General features: G+C 39.4%; 20 protein-coding genes. 12 read left to right on the top strand and 8 right to left on the bottom strand.

The annotated features are described in order from the left end of the window. Positions 1 to 111: 111 nt before the first annotated feature. The 7 genes from ORNRH_RS02655 (at position 112) to ORNRH_RS02625 (ending at position 7,312) form a co-directional block, all read left to right on the top strand. Positions 112 to 3,507, top strand: coding sequence for a fibronectin type III domain-containing protein (locus ORNRH_RS02655; protein ID WP_014790370.1), 3,396 nt, complete (start codon positions 112 to 114; stop codon positions 3,505 to 3,507). 136 nt (positions 3,508 to 3,643) lie between these two features. Next, complete coding sequence (gene ppk2, locus ORNRH_RS02650) at positions 3,644 to 4,468, top strand: polyphosphate kinase 2 (RefSeq protein ID WP_014790369.1); 825 nt, start codon at positions 3,644 to 3,646, stop codon at positions 4,466 to 4,468. Between the two features lie 83 nt (positions 4,469 to 4,551). Further along, entirely contained in the window at positions 4,552 to 4,767 is a 216-nt protein-coding gene (locus ORNRH_RS02645) for a putative signal transducing protein (protein WP_014790368.1), read from the top strand. A gap of 94 nt (positions 4,768 to 4,861) precedes the next feature. Then, on the top strand, positions 4,862 to 5,206 hold the full coding sequence (rplS, locus tag ORNRH_RS02640) for a 50S ribosomal protein L19 (protein ID WP_014790367.1): 345 nt from the start codon (positions 4,862 to 4,864) through the stop codon (positions 5,204 to 5,206). Positions 5,207 to 5,313: 107 nt separating this feature from the next. After that, positions 5,314 to 5,736, top strand: a complete 423-nt coding sequence (locus tag ORNRH_RS02635; protein WP_014790366.1) for a SufE family protein — start codon at positions 5,314 to 5,316, stop codon at positions 5,734 to 5,736. A 9-nt stretch (positions 5,737 to 5,745) separates the two neighbouring features. After that, a complete protein-coding gene (locus tag ORNRH_RS02630) occupies positions 5,746 to 6,735 on the top strand; it encodes a glycosyltransferase family 9 protein (protein WP_014790365.1) in 990 nt (329 codons plus the stop codon). Positions 6,736 to 6,742: 7 nt separating this feature from the next. Next, complete coding sequence (locus ORNRH_RS02625; protein WP_014790364.1) at positions 6,743 to 7,312, top strand: thermonuclease family protein; 570 nt, start codon at positions 6,743 to 6,745, stop codon at positions 7,310 to 7,312. On the opposite strand, the gene ORNRH_RS12060 is transcribed toward ORNRH_RS02625, so the two are convergent. The 4 genes from ORNRH_RS12060 to ORNRH_RS02605 all read right to left on the bottom strand — a co-directional run bounded on the left by ORNRH_RS12060 (position 7,295) and on the right by ORNRH_RS02605 (position 12,688). Further along, the gene (locus tag ORNRH_RS12060; protein ID WP_014790363.1) at positions 7,295 to 7,468 is read right to left on the bottom strand and encodes a hypothetical protein; all 174 of its coding nucleotides are present in this window, start codon (positions 7,466 to 7,468) and stop codon (positions 7,295 to 7,297) included. The two genes, ORNRH_RS02625 and ORNRH_RS12060, sit on opposite strands and share 18 nt — an antisense overlap. Position 7,469: 1 nt before the next feature. Beyond that, positions 7,470 to 8,405, bottom strand: a complete 936-nt coding sequence (gene corA, locus ORNRH_RS02620) for a magnesium/cobalt transporter CorA (protein WP_014790362.1) — start codon at positions 8,403 to 8,405, stop codon at positions 7,470 to 7,472. 65 nt (positions 8,406 to 8,470) lie between these two features. Further along, positions 8,471 to 11,062, bottom strand: coding sequence for a DNA mismatch repair protein MutS (gene mutS, locus ORNRH_RS02615; protein WP_014790361.1), 2,592 nt, complete (start codon positions 11,060 to 11,062; stop codon positions 8,471 to 8,473). A gap of 387 nt (positions 11,063 to 11,449) precedes the next feature. Beyond that, entirely contained in the window at positions 11,450 to 12,688 is a 1,239-nt protein-coding gene (locus ORNRH_RS02605; protein ID WP_014790360.1) for an ABC transporter permease, read from the bottom strand. A 68-nt stretch (positions 12,689 to 12,756) separates the two neighbouring features. Here ORNRH_RS02605 and ORNRH_RS02600 point away from each other — a divergent pair, with 68 nt between their 5' ends. From ORNRH_RS02600 to ORNRH_RS02590, 3 genes are read left to right on the top strand one after another with little or no spacing between them, the layout of a single operon-like run. Next, positions 12,757 to 13,929 (top strand): exo-beta-N-acetylmuramidase NamZ family protein, encoded by a 1,173-nt coding sequence (locus tag ORNRH_RS02600; protein ID WP_014790359.1) that lies wholly within the window; start codon positions 12,757 to 12,759, stop codon positions 13,927 to 13,929. A gap of 41 nt (positions 13,930 to 13,970) precedes the next feature. Further along, positions 13,971 to 14,312, top strand: coding sequence for an MGMT family protein (locus tag ORNRH_RS02595; protein WP_014790358.1), 342 nt, complete (start codon positions 13,971 to 13,973; stop codon positions 14,310 to 14,312). Continuing rightward, positions 14,309 to 15,697 carry a pyridoxal phosphate-dependent decarboxylase family protein gene (locus ORNRH_RS02590; RefSeq protein ID WP_014790357.1) on the top strand — a complete coding sequence of 463 codons (1,389 nt, stop codon included), beginning with the start codon at positions 14,309 to 14,311 and terminating at the stop codon, positions 15,695 to 15,697. The genes ORNRH_RS02595 and ORNRH_RS02590 overlap by 4 nt, the downstream gene beginning before the upstream one ends. 53 nt (positions 15,698 to 15,750) lie before the next feature. Here ORNRH_RS02590 and ORNRH_RS02585 read toward each other — a convergent pair whose 3' ends face one another. From ORNRH_RS02585 to ORNRH_RS02570, 4 genes are all read right to left on the bottom strand, one after another. Next, positions 15,751 to 16,662 carry a hypothetical protein gene (locus ORNRH_RS02585; protein ID WP_014790356.1) on the bottom strand — a complete coding sequence of 304 codons (912 nt, stop codon included), beginning with the start codon at positions 16,660 to 16,662 and terminating at the stop codon, positions 15,751 to 15,753. Positions 16,663 to 16,699: 37 nt separating this feature from the next. After that, positions 16,700 to 19,006, bottom strand: a complete 2,307-nt coding sequence (locus tag ORNRH_RS02580) for a TonB-dependent receptor (RefSeq protein ID WP_014790355.1) — start codon at positions 19,004 to 19,006, stop codon at positions 16,700 to 16,702. A 3-nt stretch (positions 19,007 to 19,009) separates the two neighbouring features. Next, positions 19,010 to 19,411 (bottom strand): hypothetical protein, encoded by a 402-nt coding sequence (locus ORNRH_RS02575; RefSeq protein WP_014790354.1) that lies wholly within the window; start codon positions 19,409 to 19,411, stop codon positions 19,010 to 19,012. 184 nt (positions 19,412 to 19,595) lie between these two features. Next, the gene (locus ORNRH_RS02570; RefSeq protein ID WP_014790353.1) at positions 19,596 to 21,863 is read right to left on the bottom strand and encodes an aconitate hydratase; all 2,268 of its coding nucleotides are present in this window, start codon (positions 21,861 to 21,863) and stop codon (positions 19,596 to 19,598) included. Positions 21,864 to 22,151: 288 nt separating this feature from the next. Here ORNRH_RS02570 and ORNRH_RS02565 point away from each other — a divergent pair, with 288 nt between their 5' ends. Together ORNRH_RS02565 and ORNRH_RS02560 are read left to right on the top strand one after the other, a co-directional pair. Further along, positions 22,152 to 23,162: a nucleoid-associated protein gene (locus tag ORNRH_RS02565; RefSeq protein ID WP_014790352.1), complete on the top strand. Its 1,011-nt coding sequence runs from the start codon at positions 22,152 to 22,154 to the stop codon at positions 23,160 to 23,162. A 139-nt stretch (positions 23,163 to 23,301) separates the two neighbouring features. After that, positions 23,302 to 25,788 carry a DUF4982 domain-containing protein gene (locus ORNRH_RS02560; protein ID WP_014790351.1) on the top strand — a complete coding sequence of 829 codons (2,487 nt, stop codon included), beginning with the start codon at positions 23,302 to 23,304 and terminating at the stop codon, positions 25,786 to 25,788. Positions 25,789 to 25,812: the final 24 nt, after the last annotated feature.

Below are 25,812 nucleotides of genomic sequence, written 5' to 3'. Positions count from 1 at the left end.
AAAAACTTTTAGTTTCATTCTGCTTGTGTAGCATTTTATCGCTATGCAAAGCACTGTTTTTGTTTGAAAAAAAGTATTAAAGTTGTAGTTTTGCTGTAAAATAAAAGATACATGAATAAGTTTTTATATGCTATCGTGTTATTGATAGCTACAAACCTGCTAGGGCAAAATGTGCCGAGCAGCGAAGAATTGTACGACCCGTACATGCCGGAGTATTTTGCGGGGAAAGATCCTGCATGGTTGCAAGACATTCAAAAGAATCCTCGCGGGGTGAATTTCTATGAAATGGAAAAGAAATACCAAGAATGGCTTGCATCGGACCCCGACGCGAAGAAGAAAACACTAGACAAAAAGCCAGCGGTGAACTTCTACCGTAGATGGAGAAAGGCCTATGCCCCCTTTGTAGACTCAAAAGGTAACATCGTTTTGTCTACTAAAAAAGAATATTTGGCTAAAATAGATAGGCAAAACCAAGTTAATGCCCCTAAGGCTCCCTCAAGAAGATCGCGACGCTCAACGCCTTCTGCTGTAGCATCTGCCAATGTATGGAAGAATATAGGTCCAGATAGAACAGCAAGAAATAACGGATTCGATTATATGAAATCCTATGACTACCATGCCAGTGTCTTTAGAATCGATGTGTATAAAAAGAACCCACAAATTTTATATTGTGGAGCCGAAACAGGTGTAGTTTTTAAAACGACTAATGGGGGTGAAAAATGGGTGGCGTGTGATCCTGTTTACAATTTCGGATATATGATCACTGCAATCACCATAAATCAAGAGAATGCTAACGAGGTATGGGTGGGGTCAGACTTAGGGCTTTTTGTTACTAAAAATGGAGGAGAGTCATTCGAGAGAATAGATGGAATAGGAGAAAGAGTAAATAGTATCAAGGTAAATAAAGACATTATTACCATTGCTAGCAAAGAGGGATTTTATGTTTACAATAAAGCTACAAAAAAATTAAGAAAAACATTTAACGGGATTTGCTACGACCATGAGATTAAGCCCGATCAAAAAGATAAAGTTTATTTATTAGCACAGAAAAATGGAAAATACGAAGGGAAACTTTATACCTCGATAGACAGTGGGTTGAGTTTTGACAGGGGAGAAACCATTGTAGCCAATAAGCAAATAAAATTTGGTCGTTTAGCCATAAGCTATGCACCAAAGGGTGGAGATTATGTATATGCTTTGGTTAATGTTTTTGATTATTCTTCCATGTCTCACGGGGTGCCCCGTATATTACAAAGTAAAGATGCAGGGAGAACTTGGGAGGACAAGACAGTGAGAACAGAAAATATAAGAGAGAGACAGAATACATTTTGCCCATCAGTTGATGCCAAACAGGGAGGGCAAGGCTATTTTGATATGATGATAGGTGTGTCGGATATAGACCCAGAGCATGTGATATTTGGATTATGTAGTGCTTATCGCTCTACAGAAGGAGGGAAAGGAGGATATATTGCCAATGCAATTGGTGGTTATTGTAATTTTTCAATCCACCCAGATATGCAAGACATTGCCATAGCAGGAAATCAAGTGTGGATATCCAACGACGGCGGTGTGAAATATTCTTCAGACTTTTTTAAAAGTAGAGATAAAGCAGAAAATCGTGTAAATGGAATATATGCCTCAGATTTTTGGGGCTTTGGGCAGGGCTGGAATGAAGATGTGATGGCTGGCGGAAGATGGCACAATGGCGATGCGGTAATGATTAACAACAAAAGTTATGGCCATGGAAAAATATCTGTTAAAGTTGGGGGAGTAGAACAAGCAACAGGTTATGTAATGCTTAGTAATCCTAAAAAAGTATATTTTACCGATGCAGGTATGTTTATAATGCCTGATGAAATAAGTGGAAAAGTAAAGCCTAATTATATGACATTTAACTCAGTGCCATACGAATCTTTGAAAAGTAATGGTTTTTTAGGCTTTGACCCCCGTTATGCAAAAAGAATACTGTTTCATCCTGGAAATAATTATTATGGAGTGATGAGTGCAACACATAAAATAGTTGAAACAACTAACGATGGAGAAGATGGTAATTTTAAAGAATTGCTCAATACCGATTTTAATGAAGATGGAACAGAAGCGATGCAAGAAAATTTCTCGAACATAGTTTTTGCTCGTTCTAATCCGAATACCATTTACGCCGCAGGAAATAGACATATTTACAAATCGAAAGACAATGGTGAAAATTGGGAAATGCTAAACCCAATACCTAAAAATTTAGGGTTTCAGTATGGATATACTGGTTCTCCAACTTCTTTTATTGATGTAGATCCCCATGATGAAAATAAAATATGGGCAGTGCAATCAGGCACAGAAGGAGCCGTATTTTATAGCAAAGATGGTGGTGAAAATTGGATAAATCCGCTAGATGATAATATGAAAGATAAGCTATTTCGATGGGTTATCATAACAGGAGATGAAAAAGGAGGCGTTTACTTAGGGACCGATAAAGTTTCAAAGATTTATTATAAAGATAATACCATGAGTAATTGGACGGATTACTCTTCAGGATTTCCGTCAGCTGCTCGTTTGACTCGTTTGGTACCATTCTTTAAAGAAGGGAAGCTAAGAGCAGCCACTAGCCAAGGAATTTGGGAGGCTCCGTTGTATAATCAAAACTTTAAGCCAGTAGCACAGCCCATTGCCTTAAACCTAGGGGGAGCAGAGTTGGCCAATGCTAATCAGGAAGTGCAATTTGATTCTTACTCTATTGTAGATCAAAATCATGCTAAATGGGAGTGGTCTTTTAAACCTCAGCCGTCTTATGTTTCAAATAAAAATGTGCGAAATCCAAAAGTGATATTCAAATATAATGGAAAATACGATGTAACATTAAAAATAACTACTCCTAATGGCTCGCACGAGCGCACTATCAAAGAGATGATTGTCGTGAAAAATGGAGAGGAAAGACCTAATACCCCACAACCTCCTCAAAATCCAGAACCGCCAGTGTCTCCAAATCCACCAAGCGACCCAACACCGCCTGAGATTGAAGGGCTAAGTGGATTGAAATTCGTGGTAGTAAACGCAGATAATTTTACGCTTACTTGGGATATGCCAAGCAACATGAAAGGAGTATCTTATTACGATGTTTTGATTGATGGTGAAGTGAAAGGTGCAACTAAGACAAACGAGATTACCATTTCTGGATTAAAGCCTTTAACCACCTACAAGGTTAGAATCGTTGCTCGAAAAGCCAACGGAGATCTTATTGCACAAAGTGAGACAATTACAATGCAGACACTTGAAGGAAAAACACAAAGTAAGCTATTATTTTATCCAAATCCAGTAATCAATAAGCAGTTGTTTGCCAAAGGAGATAATTTAGCCCAAATCAAATGGATTAAAATCTACGATATGCAAGGAAACTTGGTGCGAGAAATTAACAATCCATTCGTTCGTGGCAACTCAATCAATCTCTCAGGTTTAGCAGTAGGAACTTATGTTTTAACAACGCCAAACTATTTCGAGAAAATCATAGTTCAGTAGTAGTAGATTAATTCAAATTATTGAATTTTAAAAACCCATGCAAAAGTCATTTTTTAAAATGAAAAATGATAATTGTGTGGGTTTTTCAATTTTTGTATCAAAAAATTTAATATCTTAGAAACTAAAAAAAAATAGCATGGCAGCAGAATTTAATTTAAAAGACTTAGAAGAAATCCGCGACAAAAAGCAAGTCATGGAATTGCTCATCAAAGAAGGAATCATCAAAGAAAAAAAAATCCTCAAGCAATTGAAAGATGAGCAAGAAATGAATCTTCTCCAGCACGAGCTCGTGCGCCTACAAAGCCATATCTTAGTCGAAGGGAAACGCCTTTTAGTCATATTCGAAGGGCGCGATGCTGCAGGAAAAGGCGGAGCTATTTCGCGCACCACCATGTTTTTAAATGGTAAAAACTACCACATCGTTGCCTTGAGCAAGCCTACGCCTAAAGAAGCGGGGCAATGGTATTTTCAGCGATATTTGCAACATTTGCCATCGGCAGGCGAAATGGTGTTTTTTGATCGAAGCTGGTACAATCGTGCCGTGGTAGAGCCCGTTTTCGGATTCTCAACGCCAGCACAGTATCAATCCTTCATGCTGCAAGTGCCCAACTTGGAGCAACTTTTAATCGAAGACGGAATCAATTTAATTAAAATCTTTTTAGACATTTCAAAAAAAGAACAAGCCAAGCGATTAGAAAAACGCAAAACCGACCCGTTGAAGAATTGGAAATTGGGCGACTTAGATAAACAAGCACAAGAAAAATGGGACGATTATTCCTATTACATTTCAGAAATGATTGAGAAAACAGCTACCGAAAAATCACCATGGGTAGTAGTGACAACCGATGATAAGTCCACGGCTCGTTTAGAAGTAATTAAATATATTTTAAACGCTGTGCCAGGTTTTAAAACCTTGTCTGAACTTAAAAACGACAAAGATATTGTAAGAGTAAAAAAATAATCAAAAAATAGAATTTTCTTATTTCGCTTAGTGTGCATTTCATATGTTTTGGGCGATGGTAAGAAAAATAAAACAATAAAATTATGGATGAATTAATTACATTAGAAACTTTTACCAATGCTTTTGAGGCTGAGGTTGTAAAAGGGCGTTTAGAGTCCGAAGGAGTTAAAGCCTATTTGTTCAACGAAAATTCAGTGTACACGCTAGGTTTTACAGTGAACGAAGCAGGAGAAATTCAATTGAAAATTAACGCAAAAGATTTAGACAAGGCAAAACATATTTTAGAAAAAAATTTGTAAGAATGCTAATAATTTGTAATTTTGCCAACCGATTAAATAACCTCTGACGAGAATCGTGTATGTTGTTTAATGCTAAACATTTAATTTTTATCAAATGGATCAATTAGTAAAATACGTAGAAGACAAGTACGTAGCAAAAAAAGATTTCCCTGAATTTTCTACAGGAGACACCATTACAGTTTATCAAGAAATTACCGAAGGTGGTAAAACTCGTGTGCAGTTTTTCCGTGGCGTAGTTTTACAAAGAAGAGGTACAGGTGCTACTGAAACTTTCACTGTAAGAAAAATGAGTGGTGAAGTAGGTGTAGAAAGAATTTACCCAATCAACTTGCCAGCGATTCAAAAAATCGAAGTAAACAAAAGAGGTAAAGTTAGAAGAGCTAGAATTTTCTATTTCAGAGGGCTTAGAGGTAAAAAAGCTAGAATTAAAGAAGCTTAAGATACTTGAATCTATTTGTGTAAGCAAAAAATTCTGCAAACCATGGTTTGCAGAATTTTTTTATGCCCAAAAACTAAATCCTTTCAAAAAAAATGTAACTTTGTGCTATGACAATACAAGAAGCTCAACAGCAAATTATAGATGATTTTTCTTTTTTCGAGGATTGGCAAGATCGCTACGATCATTTAATCAGCCTTGGCAAATCCCTCACTCCGATTCCAGAAGAGGACAAGCAGCCCGAAAATTTGGTAAAAGGTTGCCAGTCTAGTGTATGGTTGGGAGCTCATCTAGAAAACGGAAATGTGGTGTACACTGCCGATAGCGATGCTATTTTGCCTAAAGGAATTGCAGCACTTTTGGTGCAAGTATATTCTGGGCATACGCCACAAGAAATCTTAAAGAGCAACGAAGATTTTATCGCAAAAATAGGCTTGCAGGAGTTTTTGTCGCCTACTCGCGCCAATGGGCTTTTGGCTATGATTAAACAAATTAAGTTTTACGCCATCGCTTTTGATGCCAAAAACGCTTAATTTAGATTTATGCAGAAAATTTTAGCCCTTCGTTTATCAGCTTTGGGAGATGTTGCCATGACGGTGCCCGTGATTTTGGCAGTTTTGGAACAAAATCCACAAGCAGAAATCACTATGGTTGCGCCTAAAATGCTGCACGATTTTTATCCCGAGCATCCAAGATTGCGATTGGTAGATTTTGACAAAAAAAATAAACACAAAGGGCTTGCGGGGATTTATATATTTTACCAAGGAATCAAAAAAGATAAATTTGATGCCTTTGCCGATTTGCACGGCGTATTGAGGAGTTTTGTTTTAAGTTTTTTACTAAAAAATGCAGGCGTAAAAATAAGCAAAATCGATAAGGGGCGTTCGCAAAAACGAATGCTCACCCGCCGATACCACAAAATCCTAAAACCATTGAAACACACGACCGAACGCTACGCCGATGTGTTTAGAAATCTAGGGCTTAAGGTAGAATTAAATCATGAATTAAGAAATCATTTATTCACGCCACAGCCTAAACTGGGCAATGCGGTAGGAATAGCTCCTTTTGCTAAGCATCGGGGTAAACGCTATCCGCTCAACGAGATTTTGCAGTTAGTTTTACTCCTGACTGAGCGTGGCAAAAAAGTCTATATCTTCGGGAGCAAACAGGAAGCGGCTGATCTTGACGGGATCAAAGATCCCAACATTGAGGTTGTTGCAGGGAAATTAACTTTCAGAGAAGAGCTGGAGATCATCAGTCGTTTGGATTGTATGCTCAGCATGGATAGTAGCAATATGCACATGGCGTCACTCGTGGGCGTGCCCGTGGTTTCGGTGTGGGGTGCTACGCATCCGTATGCGGGATTTATGGGCTACGGACAAAAAAACGAAAATGTAGCACAAGACAACGAGCTAAATTGTCGTCCGTGTTCTGTGTTTGGCGATAAAAAATGCTATCGTGGCGATTGGGCGTGTTTTGATGCCATTACCCCCGAAGATTTATTGGTTAAAATTGAAAAAATTTCAGGTTAAAATCTCTATGTGGTTTAAAATCTTATTCTTGTCGTTTTTTCTTGTGTTTGGAGCTTGCAAGGAGCATTCTTCCCATATTCCAAGCGTTTCTAAAGCTAAGCCTGTAAGTATTAAACAAAGCATTCCGCAAGGGACTGCGTTTAAGGTGATTGGGATTTCGGATGGCGATACCGTAAAGCTTTTAATCGACGGACAAGAGCAAAAAGTTCGTTTAGCTCATATAGATTGTCCAGAAAAGAAACAAGCCTTTGGGAATGTGGCTAAAAAAGCAATTTCTGATTTAATTTTTGGGAAAAATGTTTATCTCGTTTGGGGCGGTGAAAAAGATAAATATGGGCGATTAATCGCTGAAATCATCATGGAAGATGGTACCAATGTGAATAAACTTTTAGTGAAAAAAGGTTTGGCTTGGCATTTTAAAAAATATTCTAAAAATCAAGAATATGCCCAATTAGAAATCGAAGCTAGACAAAATAAAGTAGGGCTTTGGATAGACCCAAATCCTATCCCGCCATGGATTTTTAGACAAATGCAAAGAGAAGCAGCAAAGAAAAAAAAATTAATGCTTTCTCGCTGATTTTACGACCAAAAAAATAAAAATCACTTGCACGATTACATACACCCAAGTCGGGATATTGTAGCCTAGAAAGTCTGAAGTAGGCTCCCAATGAAATAGCATATACACCAAGTTGAATGCTACAAGTGTTACGATGATAGCTCTTAAAATACGCATTTTAAATCCATTTTTTCATTTTGAAATAGCCCAAAGGAGCCACCATAGAAATTAAAATCCCTAACAAGGCAAGAGGGTAGGCATATTTTTCATCAAGTTCGGGCATGTATTCAAAGTTCATTCCGTAAATTCCAGCAATCAAAGTAGCTGGCGCAAAAATCACGGTCATAATGGTAAAAACCTTCATGATTTGGTTCTGTTCCATATCTACCAAACCTTGAAAAGTGTCTTGCAAAAACTCCAAACGATGAAAGTTAAACGACACATGCTCAAGCAGTGAGCTAAGGTCTTTTAGCATAATCGTGATGGTTTCGTAGAAATCGTTCGGGAAAATTCGTGATTTATTTAAGGAAGAAAGCACACGCTGCATCTCCATTGAGTTTTCTCGAATTACCATGCTTTTTTCTTGTAGATTGGTAATTTCTTTCAATAAATCGCTATCAAGTTTTTCCTCTTTTACCAATTTCTTGGTGAGTTTGGAAATTTTTTCAGTAATCAACTCAATGGAATCCGCCAAATAATCAATTCGGGTGTCCAAAATCATCAAAAACGCTCGTTCGCCTGTTTGGGGTTTGAGCATACGCACTTTGCGAGAAGTGGCTCGGAAAGTTACATATTCGTTATCTCTTTCTGTGAACAAAACATTGTCTTTCAAGATGAAAGAAACGGGTTCTAGAAACTCCTCGTCGTGTTTATTATTGGTAAAGTTCATATTGATACCGATTTCTTCTTCGGTTTCAATGTATCGCGAACTGAGCTCAATCTCCTCCGATTCTTGATCGGTAAAGAGCTCGATATTAAATACTTGCTCGATTTTCTTTTTTTCGTCCTCTGTCGGGTCGATCAAGTCCACCCAAAAAACATGTTCTTTGTCTTCTGCATTAAGCTCTGCACTTTGTACAATTCTTCCATCTATTTTAGAAAACAACTTCAACATAGGCTCTTGCTTTTTGGGTTTGGCAAATTTACAATCAAAAATTTAAAAATAGGTATCGTTTTTAATTATTTACCCAATTTCTTTTTAATTTCATTCAATTTCATCAAAGCCTCGACAGGTGTTAAAGTATCGATTTCAGTGCCTTCGATTTCCTCTCGGATTGAAACCAAAATAGGATCGTCTAATTGGAAAAAACTCAACTGAACGCCCTCTTGAGCGGCAATGTTTTTCACTTTTTCTCCCTGCCCTGCATGTGCATTTTCTAGCTGTTTCAGGACTTCTTTGGCTCGGTTCAACACGGCTTGTGGCATGCCCGCAAGTTTTGCCACATGAATTCCAAAACTGTGCTCGCTTCCGCCTGGTTGCAGTTTTCTTAAAAACAAAATGGTATCCTTGGTTTCCTTGATGCTCACATTATAGTTTTTGATGCGTTTAAAGGATTTTGCCATTTCGTTTAATTCATGATAGTGTGTAGCAAAAAGTGTTTTGGGTTTAAATTTACTTTGATGTAAAAACTCTGCAATAGACCACGCAATCGAAATCCCGTCATAGGTACTCGTTCCACGCCCAATTTCGTCTAGGAGAATCAAACTTTTTGGGGTTAAATTATTCAGAATTTGAGCCGTTTCGTTCATTTCCACCATAAAAGTACTCTCGCCCATGGAGAGATTATCCGAAGCACCCACACGAGTAAAGATTCTGTCTACGATACCGATGTCTGCAGCCTTTGCAGGAACATAGCTTCCAATTTGCGCCATCAGAACAATCAAGGCAACTTGCCTTAATAAAGCCGATTTACCCGACATATTGGGACCTGTAATCATCATGATTTGTTGGTCTTTGTCGTCCAAATACACCGAGTTTGATATGTAAGGCGAAGAGGGCGGCAATTGCTGTTCAATCACGGGGTGGCGTCCCTCATCGATATGTAAATGGGTATTTGTGCTTAAGCTCGGCTTTACATAATAATTTTTTTGTGCCAAATGCGCAAAATTGAGCAAGCAATCAAGCCTTGCAAGTGCATTGGCATTTTCTTGCAATTTTGGAATCAAAGGCATAATTGCAGCAATTAATTCTTGGAACAATTGCGTTTCAATTTGCAGAATCTTCTCTTCTGCACCTAAAATTTTTTCTTCGTATTGTTTTAGCTCTTCGGTAATGTATCGCTCGCTATTTACCAGCGTTTGTTTGCGAATCCAGTCGCTTGGCACTTTGTCTTTGTGCGTGTTTCTCACCTCGATAAAGTAGCCAAAGACATTATTGAAATTGATTTTTAAGCTAGGAATACCCGTATTTTCAATCTCGCGGTTTTTCATGTTTTCGAGATATTCTTTTCCATGGCTCAAAATATTTCTTAATTCATCTAATTCTTGGCTCACCCCTTCGGCAATCACATTTCCTTTGTTGATGAAATGTGGCGGATCATCGGTCAGAGCTTCCGTAAGTTGCTGATGAAGATGTGGCAAAGTGTCCCACGAAAAGGTAGTAGCCTTTAATTTCGTAGGATCATAATCTTGCAGAATTTCGACAATATTTTGTACCGAAGCCAATGCGTCCGTCAGCTGTGTTAATTGTTTCGGCGTGATTTTGCCCGTTGCGATTTTTGCACAAAGTCGCTCAATGTCGGGCATGTTTTTAAGTTCCTCTGCCAAAGGCAACGAAACTTCAGGGTGCTTTAGTAAATAATCTACGGTATTTTGTCTTAAAACAATAGGTTCTACCTTGCTTAAAGGGAGAGCAAGCCATCTGCGTAGCATGCGTGTTCCCATAGGGGTAAGCGTATGGTTTAGAATGTCTAAAAGCGTTACCGAATCGGGGTGAGGCGAATTGAATATTTCTAAATTTCGCACGGTAAACGAGTCTAGCCACATGAAATTATCATTGGCAATACGCTGAAGTTTATTGATGTGTTTTAAATCAAAATGATGCGTTTCGTCAAGATACGCCATCACGCTCCCCGCGGCAGTAATGGCAAGCGGCATATCTTCCACGCCAAATCCTTTTAACGATTGGGTGCTAAAGTGGCGTGTGAGTTTTTCGTAAGCAAATTCATGTTGAAATGCCCAATCGTCTAAATAAAACCGACTGATCGTGTGTGGCAAAAAATCGATTTTTTTTCTTTTTTGATGAATGATTTCGCTTGGCGAAAAGTTTTGAATCAGTTTTAAAACAGCTTGTTCGTCGCCCTCTTGCAGGAAAAATTCGCCCGTGGAAATGTCGAGCAAAGCCATTCCGTAGAGGTTTTTTTCTTGATGAATGGAAAGCAGAAAGTTGTTGGAAGATGAGCCTATAACTTGGTCGTTCAATGCCACACCAGGGGTTACAAGTTCGGTTACACCGCGTTTTACAATTTTTTTGGCTTGCGATGGATCTTCCAGCTGGTCGCACACTGCCACACGGTAGCCCGCACGCACCAGTTTTGGCAAATAGGTATCTATGGAGTGGTAAGGGAATCCTGCAAGCTCTGTTTGAGAATCAGGTCCATTTGCCTTTTTAGTGAGTACAATGTCTAGTGTTTTTGCAGTTTTTATTGCATCTTCGCCAAAAGTTTCGTAAAAATCGCCTATTCTAAACAGCAAAATCGCATCGGGATACTTCCCCTTGATTTTGTTGTATTGCTGCATGAGCGGTGTTTCTTTTGTATCTTTCTTTGCCATAGATACAAAAGTAGTTATTTTTTATAGAAAACATAGGCTGATTTTTTAATTATAAGGGGCTTAAGGGAGTTTTTATAGACTCGTTTTGCATTTTTGCACGTGATGTCTATATTTTTCTTTTAATGATTAATTTTCTGACTGTATTCTTTGACATTTCGAACTGTTTTTTAATTTTCCGACCGTGTTCTTTAATATTCCGACTTTGATTTTTAATTTTTTAGGCTTAATCTTTAACATTCCGCCCTGTTTTTTTAATTTTCCGACCGTATTCTTTAATATTCCGACTTCAATTTTTAATTTTTTAGGCTTAATCTTTAACATTCCGCCCTGTTTGGGTGTTATAAATAAGGAGGTGGCATTTGATTTTAGGAGCAAAAGAATTGAATCCTATTTCACCTTTAGCGCACGCGTGGGCGTAATGCGTTTAATCAAAAGGCTTGGTAGCCACAAGGCTAAAATGCTGATGAGGATACTGCCTAAATTTACCAAAAGTATCATCTGCCAAGAGAGGAATACTGGGGCTTGCGAAATGTAATAATTTTCGGGTGGCAATTGCACGATGCCAAATTCGCTTTGAATCCATAAAAGTAAAAGTGCAATGCTGTTTCCTGCAATGAGCCCTGGGAGCATGATAAAGACTGCGTAGGCAATGAAAATCTGCCTGATTTGTGAATTATTGGCACCCAAAGTTTTTAAAACTCCAATCGAGTGTGTACGCTCTAAAATCAAGATTAAAAGCACCATCACCATATTGATTACCACGACAAAAAGCATGATAAATAAAATGATGAAAATATTGGTGTCAAAGATTTTAATCCACTCTTCAATTTCGGAGAAGTGGTCGGTTGCGGTGAGTGCAATTAAATTATAATTAATTAAATTATTTACTTCTTCTTTTATAGGAGTTAAATCTTGGTCTACATCGGGCACAAAAAGCTCATAGCCACCCACCACATCGGGAGCCCATTGATTGATGCGTTGCACCTGCTTCAAATCCCCGATTACATACAATTTGTCAAATTGCTCAATATCGGTGCTGTAGATGCCAGCCACTTTAAACTTTCGATAAATGGGTTTTGCCTCAGGATTTTTTTCATTGATGAAAACCATGACAAAAGTGCTCCCTACTTTTAAATAAAAGTTATTGGCAATTTCTTGCGAAACAACAACTTCATCGCTGATTTTATTAGGATTGAATTTCGGAAAATGTCCTTTTTTTAGAAATTTTTGAAACCTTACTGTGTCGTATTTTGCGTCTACCCCTTTAAAGAGCACACCATCAAAACTCTCTTTAGAACGGATAATTCCGCTTTTCACTGCGTAGCTCTGTATGTGTTCTATGTTTTTTGACGGGAATTTGGGATAATAATTAGGATTAAGATGTAAGGTGTCCGAATCCATCGAAAGATTGCTGTTGTAGGGAGTAATAGTGAGATGTCCGCCAAAATCTGCCAATTTTTGTTTGATTTCCTTTTTGGCACCAATGCCAGTGGAAAGCGTAATCAGTGCAACTATGATACCGATAGCCACCGCAAATTGCCCAATGCGTACAATATTGCGCGAGAGACTTTCTTGCGAAGTTTTACCCCAAGCGATTTTATAAGCAAAATATTGGCTAAATTTCAATGTGTTGTAATTTTTATTAGGTATTAAATCCCGCGATTGTTATCTTTGGGAAATCGAAAATTTAAATTATGCGGTTCAAATATACATTTTTCAGTTTATTTTTACTACTAATTTTTTGCAAAGCGCAAGAAAAACCATCGGTGGATACTCATTTAGTAACAAAATGTTTTGAAAAGCCCCAAATTAGAGTGGGCGCAGAAAACACCAAAGCGTATTTGCCATTGTTAGTCAATAAGAAAGTTGGGGTGGTGACTAATCAAACGGGGATTTTGCCCAATTATGGCGACGAGCATTTGGTAGATTTTCTTTTAGCCCAAAAAATTAATGTAAAAAAGATATTTTCGCCCGAACACGGATTTCGTGGTAAAGCCGATGCCGGTGAGAAAGTGAAAAGTGGAATAGATGAAAAAACGGGTTTGCCCATTATTTCATTGTATGGCGATAACCGTAAACCAAAACCTAGTCAGTTACAAGATTTAGAGGTGATTTTATTTGATTTGCAAGATGTGGGCGTTCGTTTTTATACCTATATTTCCACCTTGCATTATGTGATGGAAGCCGCTGCAGAAAAAGGAATTCCAGTCATCGTGCTCGATAGACCAAACCCCAATGCGCACTATATCGACGGATCTATGCTAGAGCCAGCATTGCGTAGCTTTGTCGGCATGCACGAGGTGCCAATTGTGTATGGAATGACGATTGGGGAATATGCCCAAATGATTAATGGAGAAAAATGGCTTAAAAACGGAATCCAAGCGGATTTAATGGTGGTTCCGTTGCAGAACTATACGCACGACACGCCTTATGATTTGCCCGTGAAACCTTCGCCTAATTTGCCAAATGCTCAATCCGTGAATTTGTATCCAAGTCTTTGTTTTTTTGAAGGAGCCAATGTGAGTGCAGGGCGCGGCACCGATAAGCAGTTTCAAATATATGGCTCGCCTTATTTAAAAGGAGAGACTTTTAAATTTGTGCCCAAGCCCAATGAGGGAGCCAAAAATCCAAAATTTAATGGAAAAACTTGCTATGGCGAGGATTTAAGCCATCATCAAAAGTTGAATGAAATTAGCTTAAAATTCCTTTTAGACGCATATAAGAAAAATACCAAAAATCCATTTTTCACCACAATGGGAGGTTCTTATTGGATTGATAAATTAGCGGGGACACCATCGCTTAGGAAACAAATCATTGCGGGCTGGGACGAAGCCAATATCAAGAAAACTTGGCAAAAAGGATTATAGAAATTTAAAAAGACTAGAGCTAAATACTTGTTGTACCCTTGATGGAAGATAAAAAAGATTTTTTTGAAAAAGTTTATGAATTAGTCAAGCAAATTCCTTGCGGGCGTGTTGCGACATACGGCGATATAGCCAAGCAAATCGGTTCGCCACAGTCGGCTCGGGTTGTGGGCTGGGCTATGAACGCTAGCCACGGACTGAGTGAGGAAATTCCCGCCCACCGCGTAGTTAATAGAAACGGAAGATTAACGGGCAAGGCTCATTTTGCACACCCAGATTTAATGCAAAAAAGACTTGAAGCTGAAGGCATTCAAGTAAAAAACGATGAAATTGTAAACTTTAATGAAATCCGTTGGGATTTTAAAAATATAAATGAAAACAAATGAAAAAAAATAGCATTCACGACATCGACATCGATTTGATTGAGATGACACTCGATGTGATGAAATACGCCATTGCGCGCATCACAGACACGGAGCCACATTTGGGGCAGTTTAAATCCGAGGAGAAATTAAAAGAACTAGTGGGCGAGACCATCACTAAAGATGGAATAGGAGGAGAGGTTGCTTTAGACAAATGGAAAAAATACTTGGCACCCGCCTGCGCAAGTGTCGATCACCCAAGGCATTTAGCCTTTGTGGCGGCGTCGCCATCAAGAGCTTCAATTATGTTTGATTTAATCGTTTCAGCATCATGTATTCATGGGGCGTATTGGCTTGAGGGGGCGGGAGCCATCTTTGCCGAAAATCAAGCTATGGAATGGCTGGTATCGCTTACGGGTATGCCTAAAGGAGCTTTTGGCGTGTTTACCTCTGGCGGAACGGCGGCAAACCTCTCCGCGATTGTAACGGCGAGAGAGAATTGGCGTGCAAAAAACCCTGAAAATAAGAAATTACAAGGTTTAATTTTAACCTCGGCGGGGGCGCATTCATCGGTGAAAGCCATGGCAAAAGTGACCGATGCCGAGGTAAAAATCATAGAAAGCGAAGAAAGAATGGAAGGAGCTGCACTCCAAAAAGCAATCGATGAGTTGTCGGCAGAAGAACGACAAAGGCTTTTTGCCGTTGTAGCCACGGGCGGAACTACCAATGCAGGAATTGTAGATAATTTGGAAGAAGTAGCGGCGGTGTGCGAGAAAGAGGGACTTTGGATGCATGTGGATGCCGCGTATGGTGGCGGAGCCTTAGCTTCGGATTCGGCTAAGCATTTATTTAAAGGCATTGAGCGAGCCGATAGCGTAACCATCGATCCGCATAAATGGCTTTTTGCTCCGTATGATTGTGGGGCAATTATTTACAAAAATCCTGAATTGGCAAAAGCCGCACACGCTCAGCATGGTTCGTATTTGGAAATTTTTGATGATCCTGGGGCTAAAGGCTTTAACCCAACAGATTATCAAACTTCGCTCACGCGTAGAGCAAGGGGGCTTCCTTTGTGGTTCTCGCTTGCCATGCACGGAACCGATATGTACAAAAGGTCGATTGAGCGTGGCTTGGAATTAGCGCAAATTGCCGCACAAAAAATCAATGAATTGCCTCATGTGGAGCTTGTGAGAGAACCTGGTTTAAGCTGTGTGCTTTTCCGTAGAAAAGGTTGGCAAACGCAGGATTATAAGGGATGGACTTATGCCAATATTCAGAAAGATTTTGCATTTGTAACGCCTACGCAATGGACAAAAGATGGAACTTCTGAAACCGTGGCGCGTTTTTGTTTCATTAATCCAGATACCACAGAAAAGGACTTAGATTTAATTTTGGAAAGTGTGGAATAAATAAAAAACCCGCAGAATGCGGGTTTTTTGATAAGTATGTTTTGGATTAAATTTTATAACCAAAAGTTTCCACCTTCAGGATCTAATTCGAAAATTAAGTCATAATCTTTTTTGATGTCTTCTACCGATACGCCATAAGCTTTTGCGGCGTCTGGGAAAAATACATTTTCTTTTAATTCTTCCGTTTCTTGGAAATTAATGCTTGAATAAATATCAACAGGGATAGAAACATATAAATCGCTATCGTAGATGCCAGGAGCTGGTTTGTCATTGTAAGCATATGGCTCGTTTTTGTTGTTTTTATTCAGTTTGTTTTCAACCTTAAAGTGAGCTAATAAGATTTTTAAATCAAAAGTATAATAAGGGTGATCTTTAGGCACTGTAAAATATCCTTTTAGCCCAATTGGGTCGTTGGCATTTGGGTTGTTGCTGTCCCATGTTCTCTTTTTCAACTCAGGTCTTCCTTCGTTAATAGATGATTCAGAATCTCTATAAGTGTAGGTCATTAATTCATCTTCGTTGATTTCTTTGTTCCCGTGAGTAGGTTTAATGTCTTTAGCATAAAAGAAGTGTTGGTGGATTTTATCCATACCATCTTTAACAAATTCTGAATTCATCAACTCTCCCGACTTGTTGTAATAATTGATAAGAACGGCGTAAGAGTTTCCTGCCAAGAATAAAATTGGTTTGTCTGTGCTTGGTACTACATTGCCTTTATCATCTTGTGTAAATGATATTTTTTGCTCTCTTCTGAAGAATTTAATGGTTTCGGGATAGTCTGGGTCGCCATGGAAACTAGCCCCGTGAAGGTGCCCTTCTTTAAAGGTGATTTCAACTTTGCTCCACTCATCATGCCCTTTGTCTTTAGTCACATCAGTTGGAGTTGGTGCACTGTCGTCGTTCACACAGCTAAATAGTGCAGTAGCTGCGAAAATTGCTAATAAAGCATTTTTGATTTTTTTCATAATCTTTTTTGTTTTAGATTGGTTATTAATTATTTTTTTAAAATTTATAAACGATTCTTGCTTGAATATTTCTGCCCATGTCGTGGGCAAAAAATCTAAAGCGGTTGTTGTAGTCCTTATACAATTTGTTGAACAAATTATCTGCGACTAAATAAACCTGAAAATTGTTATCTCTAATTTTGAAATCTGCATTTGCCGAAGCTTGGAATAAATGATAAGCAGGCGGAGTGATTTCAACTAATTTATTCACATAATATGCATCAAAAGGCATTTCGTTTGCCGCAGTATAGCGGTTTTGTTTTGCTGTAAATCTATGCTGAATGCCAAATGATAAAGATTTTAATGTTTTGTCAAAATCCTTGTGCCACACTAGCTCTTGGCTTATGTTGGTAGGCGGAATGTTGGGCAAATAAGTATCGGTAGTTTTATTTTTAGCCCAAATAAATGCAGCCGTTGCGCGATAATTCAGTTGCGGAATGATTTTGTAAGAAAAGTCAGCATCAATTCCCGTAAACACCGCATCAGTTTGTTGGTATTTATAAATAGGGTAAATCCCAGAAAAAAGCGTTTTGGTTTCTTGCGTAGGCACATTAAAAATATAATTTTTAATATTTTGCCAATAAAAATCAGTTTCAATACTGAATTTTTTAGTATGAAAATGCACGGAATTCACCCATTTCAGTCCACGCTCAGAGTTTAAGTTTTTATCCCCCACCTCAAAGTTTCCTGCACCATGATGTAGCCCGTTGCTGTATAGCTCATTCACTTGTGGGGCGCGCCACGCCATGCCTACATTAGACTTAATGTAGAATGAGTGCGTAGGCTGATAAGCTAAGCCAAAACTATAAGTGAAATTTCCAAAATTTCGGCGTCCGCCATAGAAGTTTCCATACAAATCATAGCCTTTGGAGTCCATGTCTTTGTAATCGTATCTTGCTCCCATTTCCGCACTCCATTTGCGTTGAGCGTATTTTTGAATTGCATAAATCCCAAATATTTCAGACGCGAAATTAGGAATCAATGGCACGGCTTGCGTGCTTGGATTGTTGTAATTTTCTTGATAAATGTAATTTGCGCCCAATGCAGATTTCCAGTAATTGGCATATTCCTTATGCCAGCCGAAATCTATGGCGTGCGTTTTAAGTTCCATATCCACGGCAGGGATTCTGGTGCGTGTTCCACGGCGACGGCTATATTCTTGTCTATGATTAAACTGAAAAGCATATTGCAAATCAAATTGTCCCAATTTTTCTGATTTAAAGTAAGTTTTAATTTTGGCTAAATCATGCGAAACGGCTTGTTTGGGAGCCTCGATTTCGCGATTGAAATCATAAGTTATAGCAGGTTTGCCTAATGAATAAGCCCCATAAAAATCGTCTAAATTCCCTGCGTGCGCTGCGTAGAAAATGCCCAAATCTGTATTAAATTTACTATAAAACGCTTCCACTCCGTAGGTGTTGTAATCTAAACCTAAAGTTGTTGAAAAATCGTATTCTCTTGAACCTGTATTGTTTAAATAGTAATCAGCAGTTTTTAAGTCTCCCGAATTTTTAGCAGCACCTTGTACACGCCATGCAAAATGCGGATAAGATTTTAGGCTTCCTTCTGCTTTTCCCGAAACGCTATATTTTCTCCCATTGCTTTCGTAGCCAGAAGTCAAATTCCCTGAAAAACCTCCATGATAAGGCAAGTCTCCCGCCGAAAGCAGAATGATTCCGCCCAAGGCATCGGCACCATATTTCACAGCATCAGCTCCTTTAATAATGGTGATTTTTTTCGCCATTCCAGGATCGATTTCAGGTGCGTGGTCTGCTCCCCATTGTTGGCTTTCTAGGCGAGAGCCGTTGTTCATAATCACCACGCGGGTTCCTTGCAGCCCGTTGATGATGGGTTTAGAGATCGTTCCCCCCGTTTGGAGCATGCTCACACCCGCTACATTTTCTAGGATTTTGCCTAAATCTTTTCCCGAGTTTTTTAAGATTTTATCTTCGTGAATATCAGAGCTAGCTTGTGTGATTTCTAAATTTTGGTTTCTCCCCTGTGCTATCACGCTTTCTAGTTTTTGGGCTAAAGGCATGATGTATAATTTTTCGGGAAGTTTTTGGCTAAAAGTATCTTCGTAAGTTTCGTAGCCGTTTTTTTCGATCTTCACCGAAAGTTTTTGAGCGGGCGAGTAGCTGTACACGCCGTGGTCGGGTGTGATGATTTGATTGTTGATGATGAGTTTTGCATCAAAAATCTGCTGAAAATTGATTTGGTCATAAATTTTCACTTCCAGTTTTTGTGCTGAAAGAAAACTAAAAATCAACAAAAGGTATGTAGTTAAATGTAATTTATTTTTCATGATTTAATGGCAAGTGCAATTTGGGTTTAGGCAATGTACTTTTTCGAGTTTTTTTACGAAATGGGCGGCGGTAGACTTTCGAATGTCGTAAATTTTGCTGATACTCGTGGTGTCTACATTTTTGTATTTAAAGTATTCAAAAGCAATAAAAAAAGACTTCGTTAGCCCGAATTTTACTTTGTGAAAAATCGTGTGAGCCGTAGGCGATTCCGTGTAGCTGCACTTGTTGCAGGTTCTGGAGTGGTCTTTGCGCTCTTGGAATGCCGTGTGGTGGCATTTGTGGCACTCAAAACCTTCTTTCCATTTGTATTCTACTAGGAATTGCTTGCAGTCTTCGTCGCTCTGAATCATGTGGGCAAAATCCACTAAATTCGTCTCTAAAAACACATTTTCCAAACTCTTCATGCTCGCAAATGTATGAAATTAAATGTTCAAAAAATCATTTTTCTTTTTAATTTGATAGAAAATTGCTGAGTTTAACCATTTTTAAGAGTTGGAGGGTTCTTTAATCATGTTTTTTTAAGCATAAAAAAAATCCAGAAAATAGGCGGGCTACTTTCTGGATTAAAAACAAAGTTTAATTATAAAATTAAGCGTTTTGTGCTTTGATTAAGTTAAGTGCAGAACCTGCATTAAACCATTCAATTTGGCTTTGGTTGTAGGTATGGTTCAGCGTGATGATGTCTTTAGAGCCATCTTTGTGTACCACCTCAACATGCAATTGCTTGTCTGGTGCAAATTCGTCTAAATCTATAAAGTTGAAAGTGTCATCTTCTAAGATTAAATCATAATCTGCTTCATTGTTGAATGTCAAGGCAAGAGCACCTTGTTTTTTAAGGTTGGTTTCGTGGATTCTTGCAAAAGATTTCACGATTACTGCAACTACGCCCAAGTGTCTTGGCTCCATGGCGGCGTGCTCTCTAGAAGAACCTTCGCCATAGTTTTGGTCGCCTACTACCACAGTCGGAACGCCTGCTGCTTTATACGCTCTCTGAACATCTGGCACGGGACCGTATTCGCCTGTCAATTGGTTTTTAACAAAGTTAGTCTCTTTATTAAATGCGTTTACCGCACCGATTAAGCAGTTGTTTGAAATATTGTCAAGGTGTCCACGGAATCTCAACCATGGACCCGCCATAGAGATGTGGTCGGTAGTACATTTTCCGAAGGCTTTAATTAAAAGTTTAGCTCCAGTGATGTTTTTGCCGATTGGTTTAAATGGCGTTAAAAGTTGTAATCTTTCAGAATTTGGATCCACTACCACTTCTACATCGCTACCATCTTCTACGGGTGCTTGGTAGCCTGCATCTTCTACTGCAAAACCTTTGGTAGGTAATTCGTCTCCTGTTGGTGGATTTAATTTTACCGCTTCGCCATTTTCGTTGATAAGCGTATCGGTAGTTGGGTCAAAATCCAAACGACCAGAAATTGCAATAGCCGCTACCATTTCTGGAGAAGCTACGAAAGCGTGTGTATTTGGGTTTCCATCGGCACGCTTAGAGAAGTTTCTGTTGAACGAGTGAACAATTGAGTTCTTAGGGGCGTTTTTAGGATCGCTGTATCGTGCCCATTGTCCAATACATGGTCCACAAGCATTGGTAAAGATAGTTGCGCCTAAATCCTCAAAAGTTTTTAATAAGCCATCGCGTTCTGCAGTGTATCTAATTTGCTCAGAACCTGGGTTGATACCGAAATCCGCTTTAGGTTTTACGCCTGCTTCGAGTGCTTGTTTAGCAATAGAAGCTGCACGGGTAAGGTCTTCGTAAGAAGAGTTGGTACAAGAACCAATCAATCCCCATTCTACTTCTAGTGGCCAGCCATTTTCGGTGGCTTTTTGGGTCATGTCTTTTCCTGCTTGTGTTCCTAAATCTGGCGTAAACGGTCCGTTTAAATGAGGTTTTAATTCAGTTAAATCAATTTCAATAATTTCATCGAAATATTTTTCAGGGTTTTGGTAAACTTCTGGGTCGGCTGTTAAGTAATCTTTGATTTCGTTGGCAGCATCAGCCACATCGGCGCGATCTGTCGCTCTCAAGTAACGCTCCATAGACTCATCATAACCGAAAGTAGAGCAAGTAGCCCCGATTTCTGCACCCATGTTACAGATGGTTCCTTTTCCTGTACAAGAAATAGATTTAGCTCCTTCGCCAAAATACTCAACGATAGCACCCGTTCCACCTTTTACAGTAAGGATATCTGCTACTTTTAAAATAATATCTTTCGGGGCAGTCCACCCATTAAGTTTTCCTTTTAAGTGAACACCGATTAATTTAGGAAATTTAAGCTCCCAAGGCATGCCTGCCATTACATCTACCGCATCGGCACCACCTACACCGATAGCCACCATGCCTAGTCCGCCAGCGTTTGGTGTGTGTGAGTCGGTACCAATCATCATTCCGCCTGGGAAAGCGTAATTTTCAAGCACTACTTGGTGGATAATTCCTGCACCTGGTTTCCAAAACCCGATTCCGTATTTGTTTGAAACGGATTCCAAAAATCTAAAAACTTCGTGCGATTGGCTTAGTGCGTGTTGGAGGTCTTTGGAAGCGCCTTCCTTTGCCTGAATTAGGTGGTCGCAGTGCACGGTGGTGGGCACAGCAACTTTGCTTTTCCCTGCTTGCATAAATTGCAAAAGTGCCATTTGTGCAGTCGCATCTTGGCACGCAATTCTATCGGGAGCAAAGTCTACATAAGACTTTCCTCGCTCGTAAGCTTCAGTAGCTTCGCCTTGAGATAAATGTGAATAAAGAATTTTTTCGGCATGTGTAAGCGGGCGGCCCACAACTTCTCTCGCTTTGTCGATTCGTTGTTTGGCTCTGGCGTACACGCCTTTAATCATATCAATATCAAATGCCATAATTGTTGTGTTTTTTGTATTTTTACAAATTTAAAATTTATGATTAAATTTAAAAGTTTTAAGTGCTTAAAACTGTCTAAAATTCGCTTTCTTTCTCATATTTAGAATCATTCTATTTATTTTTTTCAATTATTTGTAATTAAATAAACAGCTCAAATTCGGTTTTTAGCTTCAAAGTAAATTGTTGATTCTATGCTTTTAGTGGAATATAAAAAAATGCATTTTTAAGCTTTTTTGAATGGCTGAAAATTATTACTTAGCTTTGCAATTTTAATTAGAGATAGAACCATGATTGAAAGTATTTCGGTGCATAAAGTGGGTAACAAAACCCTAGATGATACATTAATTATTTCGGATTTTCCTGTATTGGTAGATGGCGAAGATATGCCTATGCTGGAATCTTATTTTACCAAATATTTTAAAAGTGAGGAGCTTTTTCATTTTGATAATTCAGAGGGAGATAATGAGGTTTTTGCAGAGGTGGCTAAGGTATTTGAAGATTCTGAATATGCGCACGAGGCTTCGGAAAAATTGGCGCAGCGTCTTTTTGAATATTCAGAGCACCCGAGGATTAAGCCAGGAGAGTTTTATCTCGTATATTTTAGCTCTATCGAGTACCGAAATGAAATCGTGCAAGCCGTGGGGCTCTTTAAAACCGAAACGCACGAGCAATTTCTGAAAGTGTATCCTAAAAATGAGGGCTATACCATTGAATTGCACGAGGGGATTTCAACCAAGAAAATAGATAAAGGTTGTATCATTTATAATACTGATAAAGAAGATGGCTATCGTGTTTATATTATAGATAAAGCGACGGGTGGCGAAGAAGCACATTTTTGGGTGGATGGATTTTTGCAACTTTCGCAAGTGGAGAATAATTATTTTAACACGGATTATGTGATGACAACTTGCCGAAATTTTGTAACTCAACAAATGCCCGAGGAGTTTGATGTAACGCGCGTGGATCAAGCCGATTTGTTGAATCGCTCGATTGATTTCTTTAAACAGCAAGAAAAGTTTGAACACGATAAATTCTGCAATCAAGTCTTTGGTAGCGATGAGCTGATCGAGAGTTTTGAAGGTTATGTGCAACAATGTAACAACGATTTTGAGGTGGATTTAAAGGATAATTTCTCGCTGGATAAAACGGCGGTGAAAAAACAAAACCGCTTGTTTAAAAGTGTGATTAAATTAGATAAAGATTTTCATATTTATGTCCATGGCGACCGAAAGAAAATTTCGCGCGAGGAGGATAGTAAAGGTAAATATTACAAAATCTATTTTGAAGAAGAAAAGTAAAAACTAAAAAGGCTGAAAAATCATTTTTTCAGCCTTTTTTCTTTTGGTTTAAACTTTAAACACGACAAAACTCATACACTCAAAAGTTGAAAAATTCAGTAAAAATTCGTTTTTTAGAGGGCTGAAAAAAACTTGATAAATGAAAAAAATAGGACTTTGGCTGGCAAGCCTTTTATGGGTAGCGAATCTTTCTGCGCAAAATCGAAGCAATACTTTGCTTGAGAAAGATTGGCGTTTTACCCGACAAGATGATGCTTCTTTCTCAAACGAAAAATTAAACGATAGTAAATGGCAAAAGGTGCGTATTCCGCATGATTGGGCAATTTATGGTCCGTTTGATATCGAAAACGATATTCAGCGCACCGCCATCAAGCAAGATGGGCAAAAGGCGCCCATAGCGCACGCGGGCAGAACGGGTGGCCTCCCATTTGTAGGGGTGGGCTGGTATCGCAGGGCTTTTGATTTGCCAGAATTTAATGAAAATCAAAAAGTGTATCTCCAATTTGATGGAGCAATGAGCCACGCGCAAGTCTTTGTCAATGGGCAAAAGGTGGGTATTTGGCCCTATGGGTACAACACCTTCTACTTTGATGTAACCCCGTATGTGCGTAAAGGGAACAATGCCCTCGCTGTGCGCCTTGAAAACAAAACTCAGCAATCGCGCTGGTACCCTGGGGCGGGCTTATACCGAAATGTGCATTTAATCACTACGAATAAAACCCATATCCCCATTTGGGGCGTGCAAATTACTACGCCTGTCATTGAGAAAGATTTTGCCCAAATTAAGGTGAAAACTCAGGTGGATAAAGGAGGGCAAAAGACTGGAACTTTCTGGGTGCAAACCGAAATTATAGACCCGCAAGGGCAAGCGGTGAAGGTGGAGAAAAAGGAGTTGGATAAATATTCCGTGGGGAATGTCATAGAGCAGGATATCTATGTGGAGCACCCCGCTTTGTGGGATACCGAGAATCCTAATCTATACAAAGCCATCACCAAGCTATATCATAACCAAACGCTGGAAGATGAGTACACCACTACCTTCGGGATTCGTAGCATTGAGGTGAAGCCAAACGATGGATTTTATCTAAATGGTAGAAAAATTATGATTCAAGGCGCTTGTATGCACCACGATTTAGGTCCACTAGGGGGCGCAGTGAATGAGGCAGCCATTCGCCGCCAAATCCGTATGCTCAAAGATATGGGCGTAAATGCCATCAGAACCTCGCACAATATGCCCGCGCCAGAGTATGTGAAACTTGCCAACGAGATGGGGATGATGCTCGCCGTGGAAACTTTTGACGAGTGGGGCATTCCGAAAGTAGAGAATGGCTATCATTTAGAATTTAAAGACTGGGCTAAAAAGGATTTAGAAAATGTGGTAAAACACTACCGCAACGACCCAAGTGTGATTATGTGGTTCATTGGAAACGAAGTGGAGGAGCAGAGCAATCCGCAAGGGGCTAAAGTTGCTAGACAATTGCAAGATATCATCCATAATTTAGACAAAACCCGCCCCGTTTCCAATGGAATGGACAGGCCAGACCATGTGCTGAAAAACAATATGGCTGCCACGCTTGACATCGCAGGATTTAACTACCGCCCACATAAATATCAGGAGGAGTATAAAACCTTACCACAGCAAATAATACTCGGTAGCGAAACGGCCTCCACCATCAGTTCGCGTGGCGTGTATAAATTCCCTGTGGAAAGACAATCAATGCCTAAGTATAAAGATCAGCAAATTTCATCATACGATTTGTCGCATTGTTCATGGTCAAACTTGCCAGAAGACGACTGGATTGTGCAAGAAGATTTGCCGTACACCATTGGTGAATTCATCTGGACAGGCTTCGATTACCTAGGAGAGCCTACGCCGTATTATTCAGAATGGCCGTCGCATAGCTCGTACTTTGGAGCCATTGACTTGGCGGGGATTCCAAAAGATAGATTTTACCTATACCGAAGCCACTGGAATAAAGACAAGGAAACCTTGCACATCTTGCCACATTGGAACTGGAAAGGAAGAGAAGGCGAAATCACCCCAGTATTTGTATACACCAATCACCCTACGGCAGAATTATTCATTAATGGAAAAAGCCAAGGAAAACGCACTAAACAAAAAGTAGACCTAGAAAAAAGCGGAACAGGCGAGGCCAAGAAAAATCTAGAACGCCAAAAACGCTACCGCCTTATGTGGCTAGATACCAAGTACGAGCCAGGAACGCTCAAAGTAGTAGCCTATGACAAAGACGGAAAAGCTGTCGCCGAGAAAGAAATCCATACCGCAGGCACTCCCCACCATTTTAAAATGACGGTGGAAAATCCAAGCATCAAAGCTGATGGCAAGGATTTAGCATTCGTAACGATAGAGGTGGTGGACAAAGACGGAAACTTAGTGCCAGATTATAACGAATTAGCCACATTTAAAGCCTCAGGTGCAGCAACCTATCGCGCAGCGGCTAATGGCGACCCTACTTGTACAGACCAGTTTCATTTGCCTAAGATGCATTTCTTCAATGGCAAGCTTGTAGCAATCATTCAGGCCAAGGAGAAGGCAGGTAAGGCAATGCTACAAGTAAAGTCCAAAGGCGTGAAAACAGGTCAAGTAAGCATTGAGGTGAAGTAGGTGGCTATGCTTTTTTAGCATGTT

The organism is Ornithobacterium rhinotracheale DSM 15997 (assembly GCF_000265465.1).
GTDB lineage: Bacteria > Bacteroidota > Bacteroidia > Flavobacteriales > Weeksellaceae > Ornithobacterium > Ornithobacterium rhinotracheale.
Note: the sequence above shows the minus strand (reverse complement) of the source record. Positions and strands in the feature narration are given on the sequence as shown.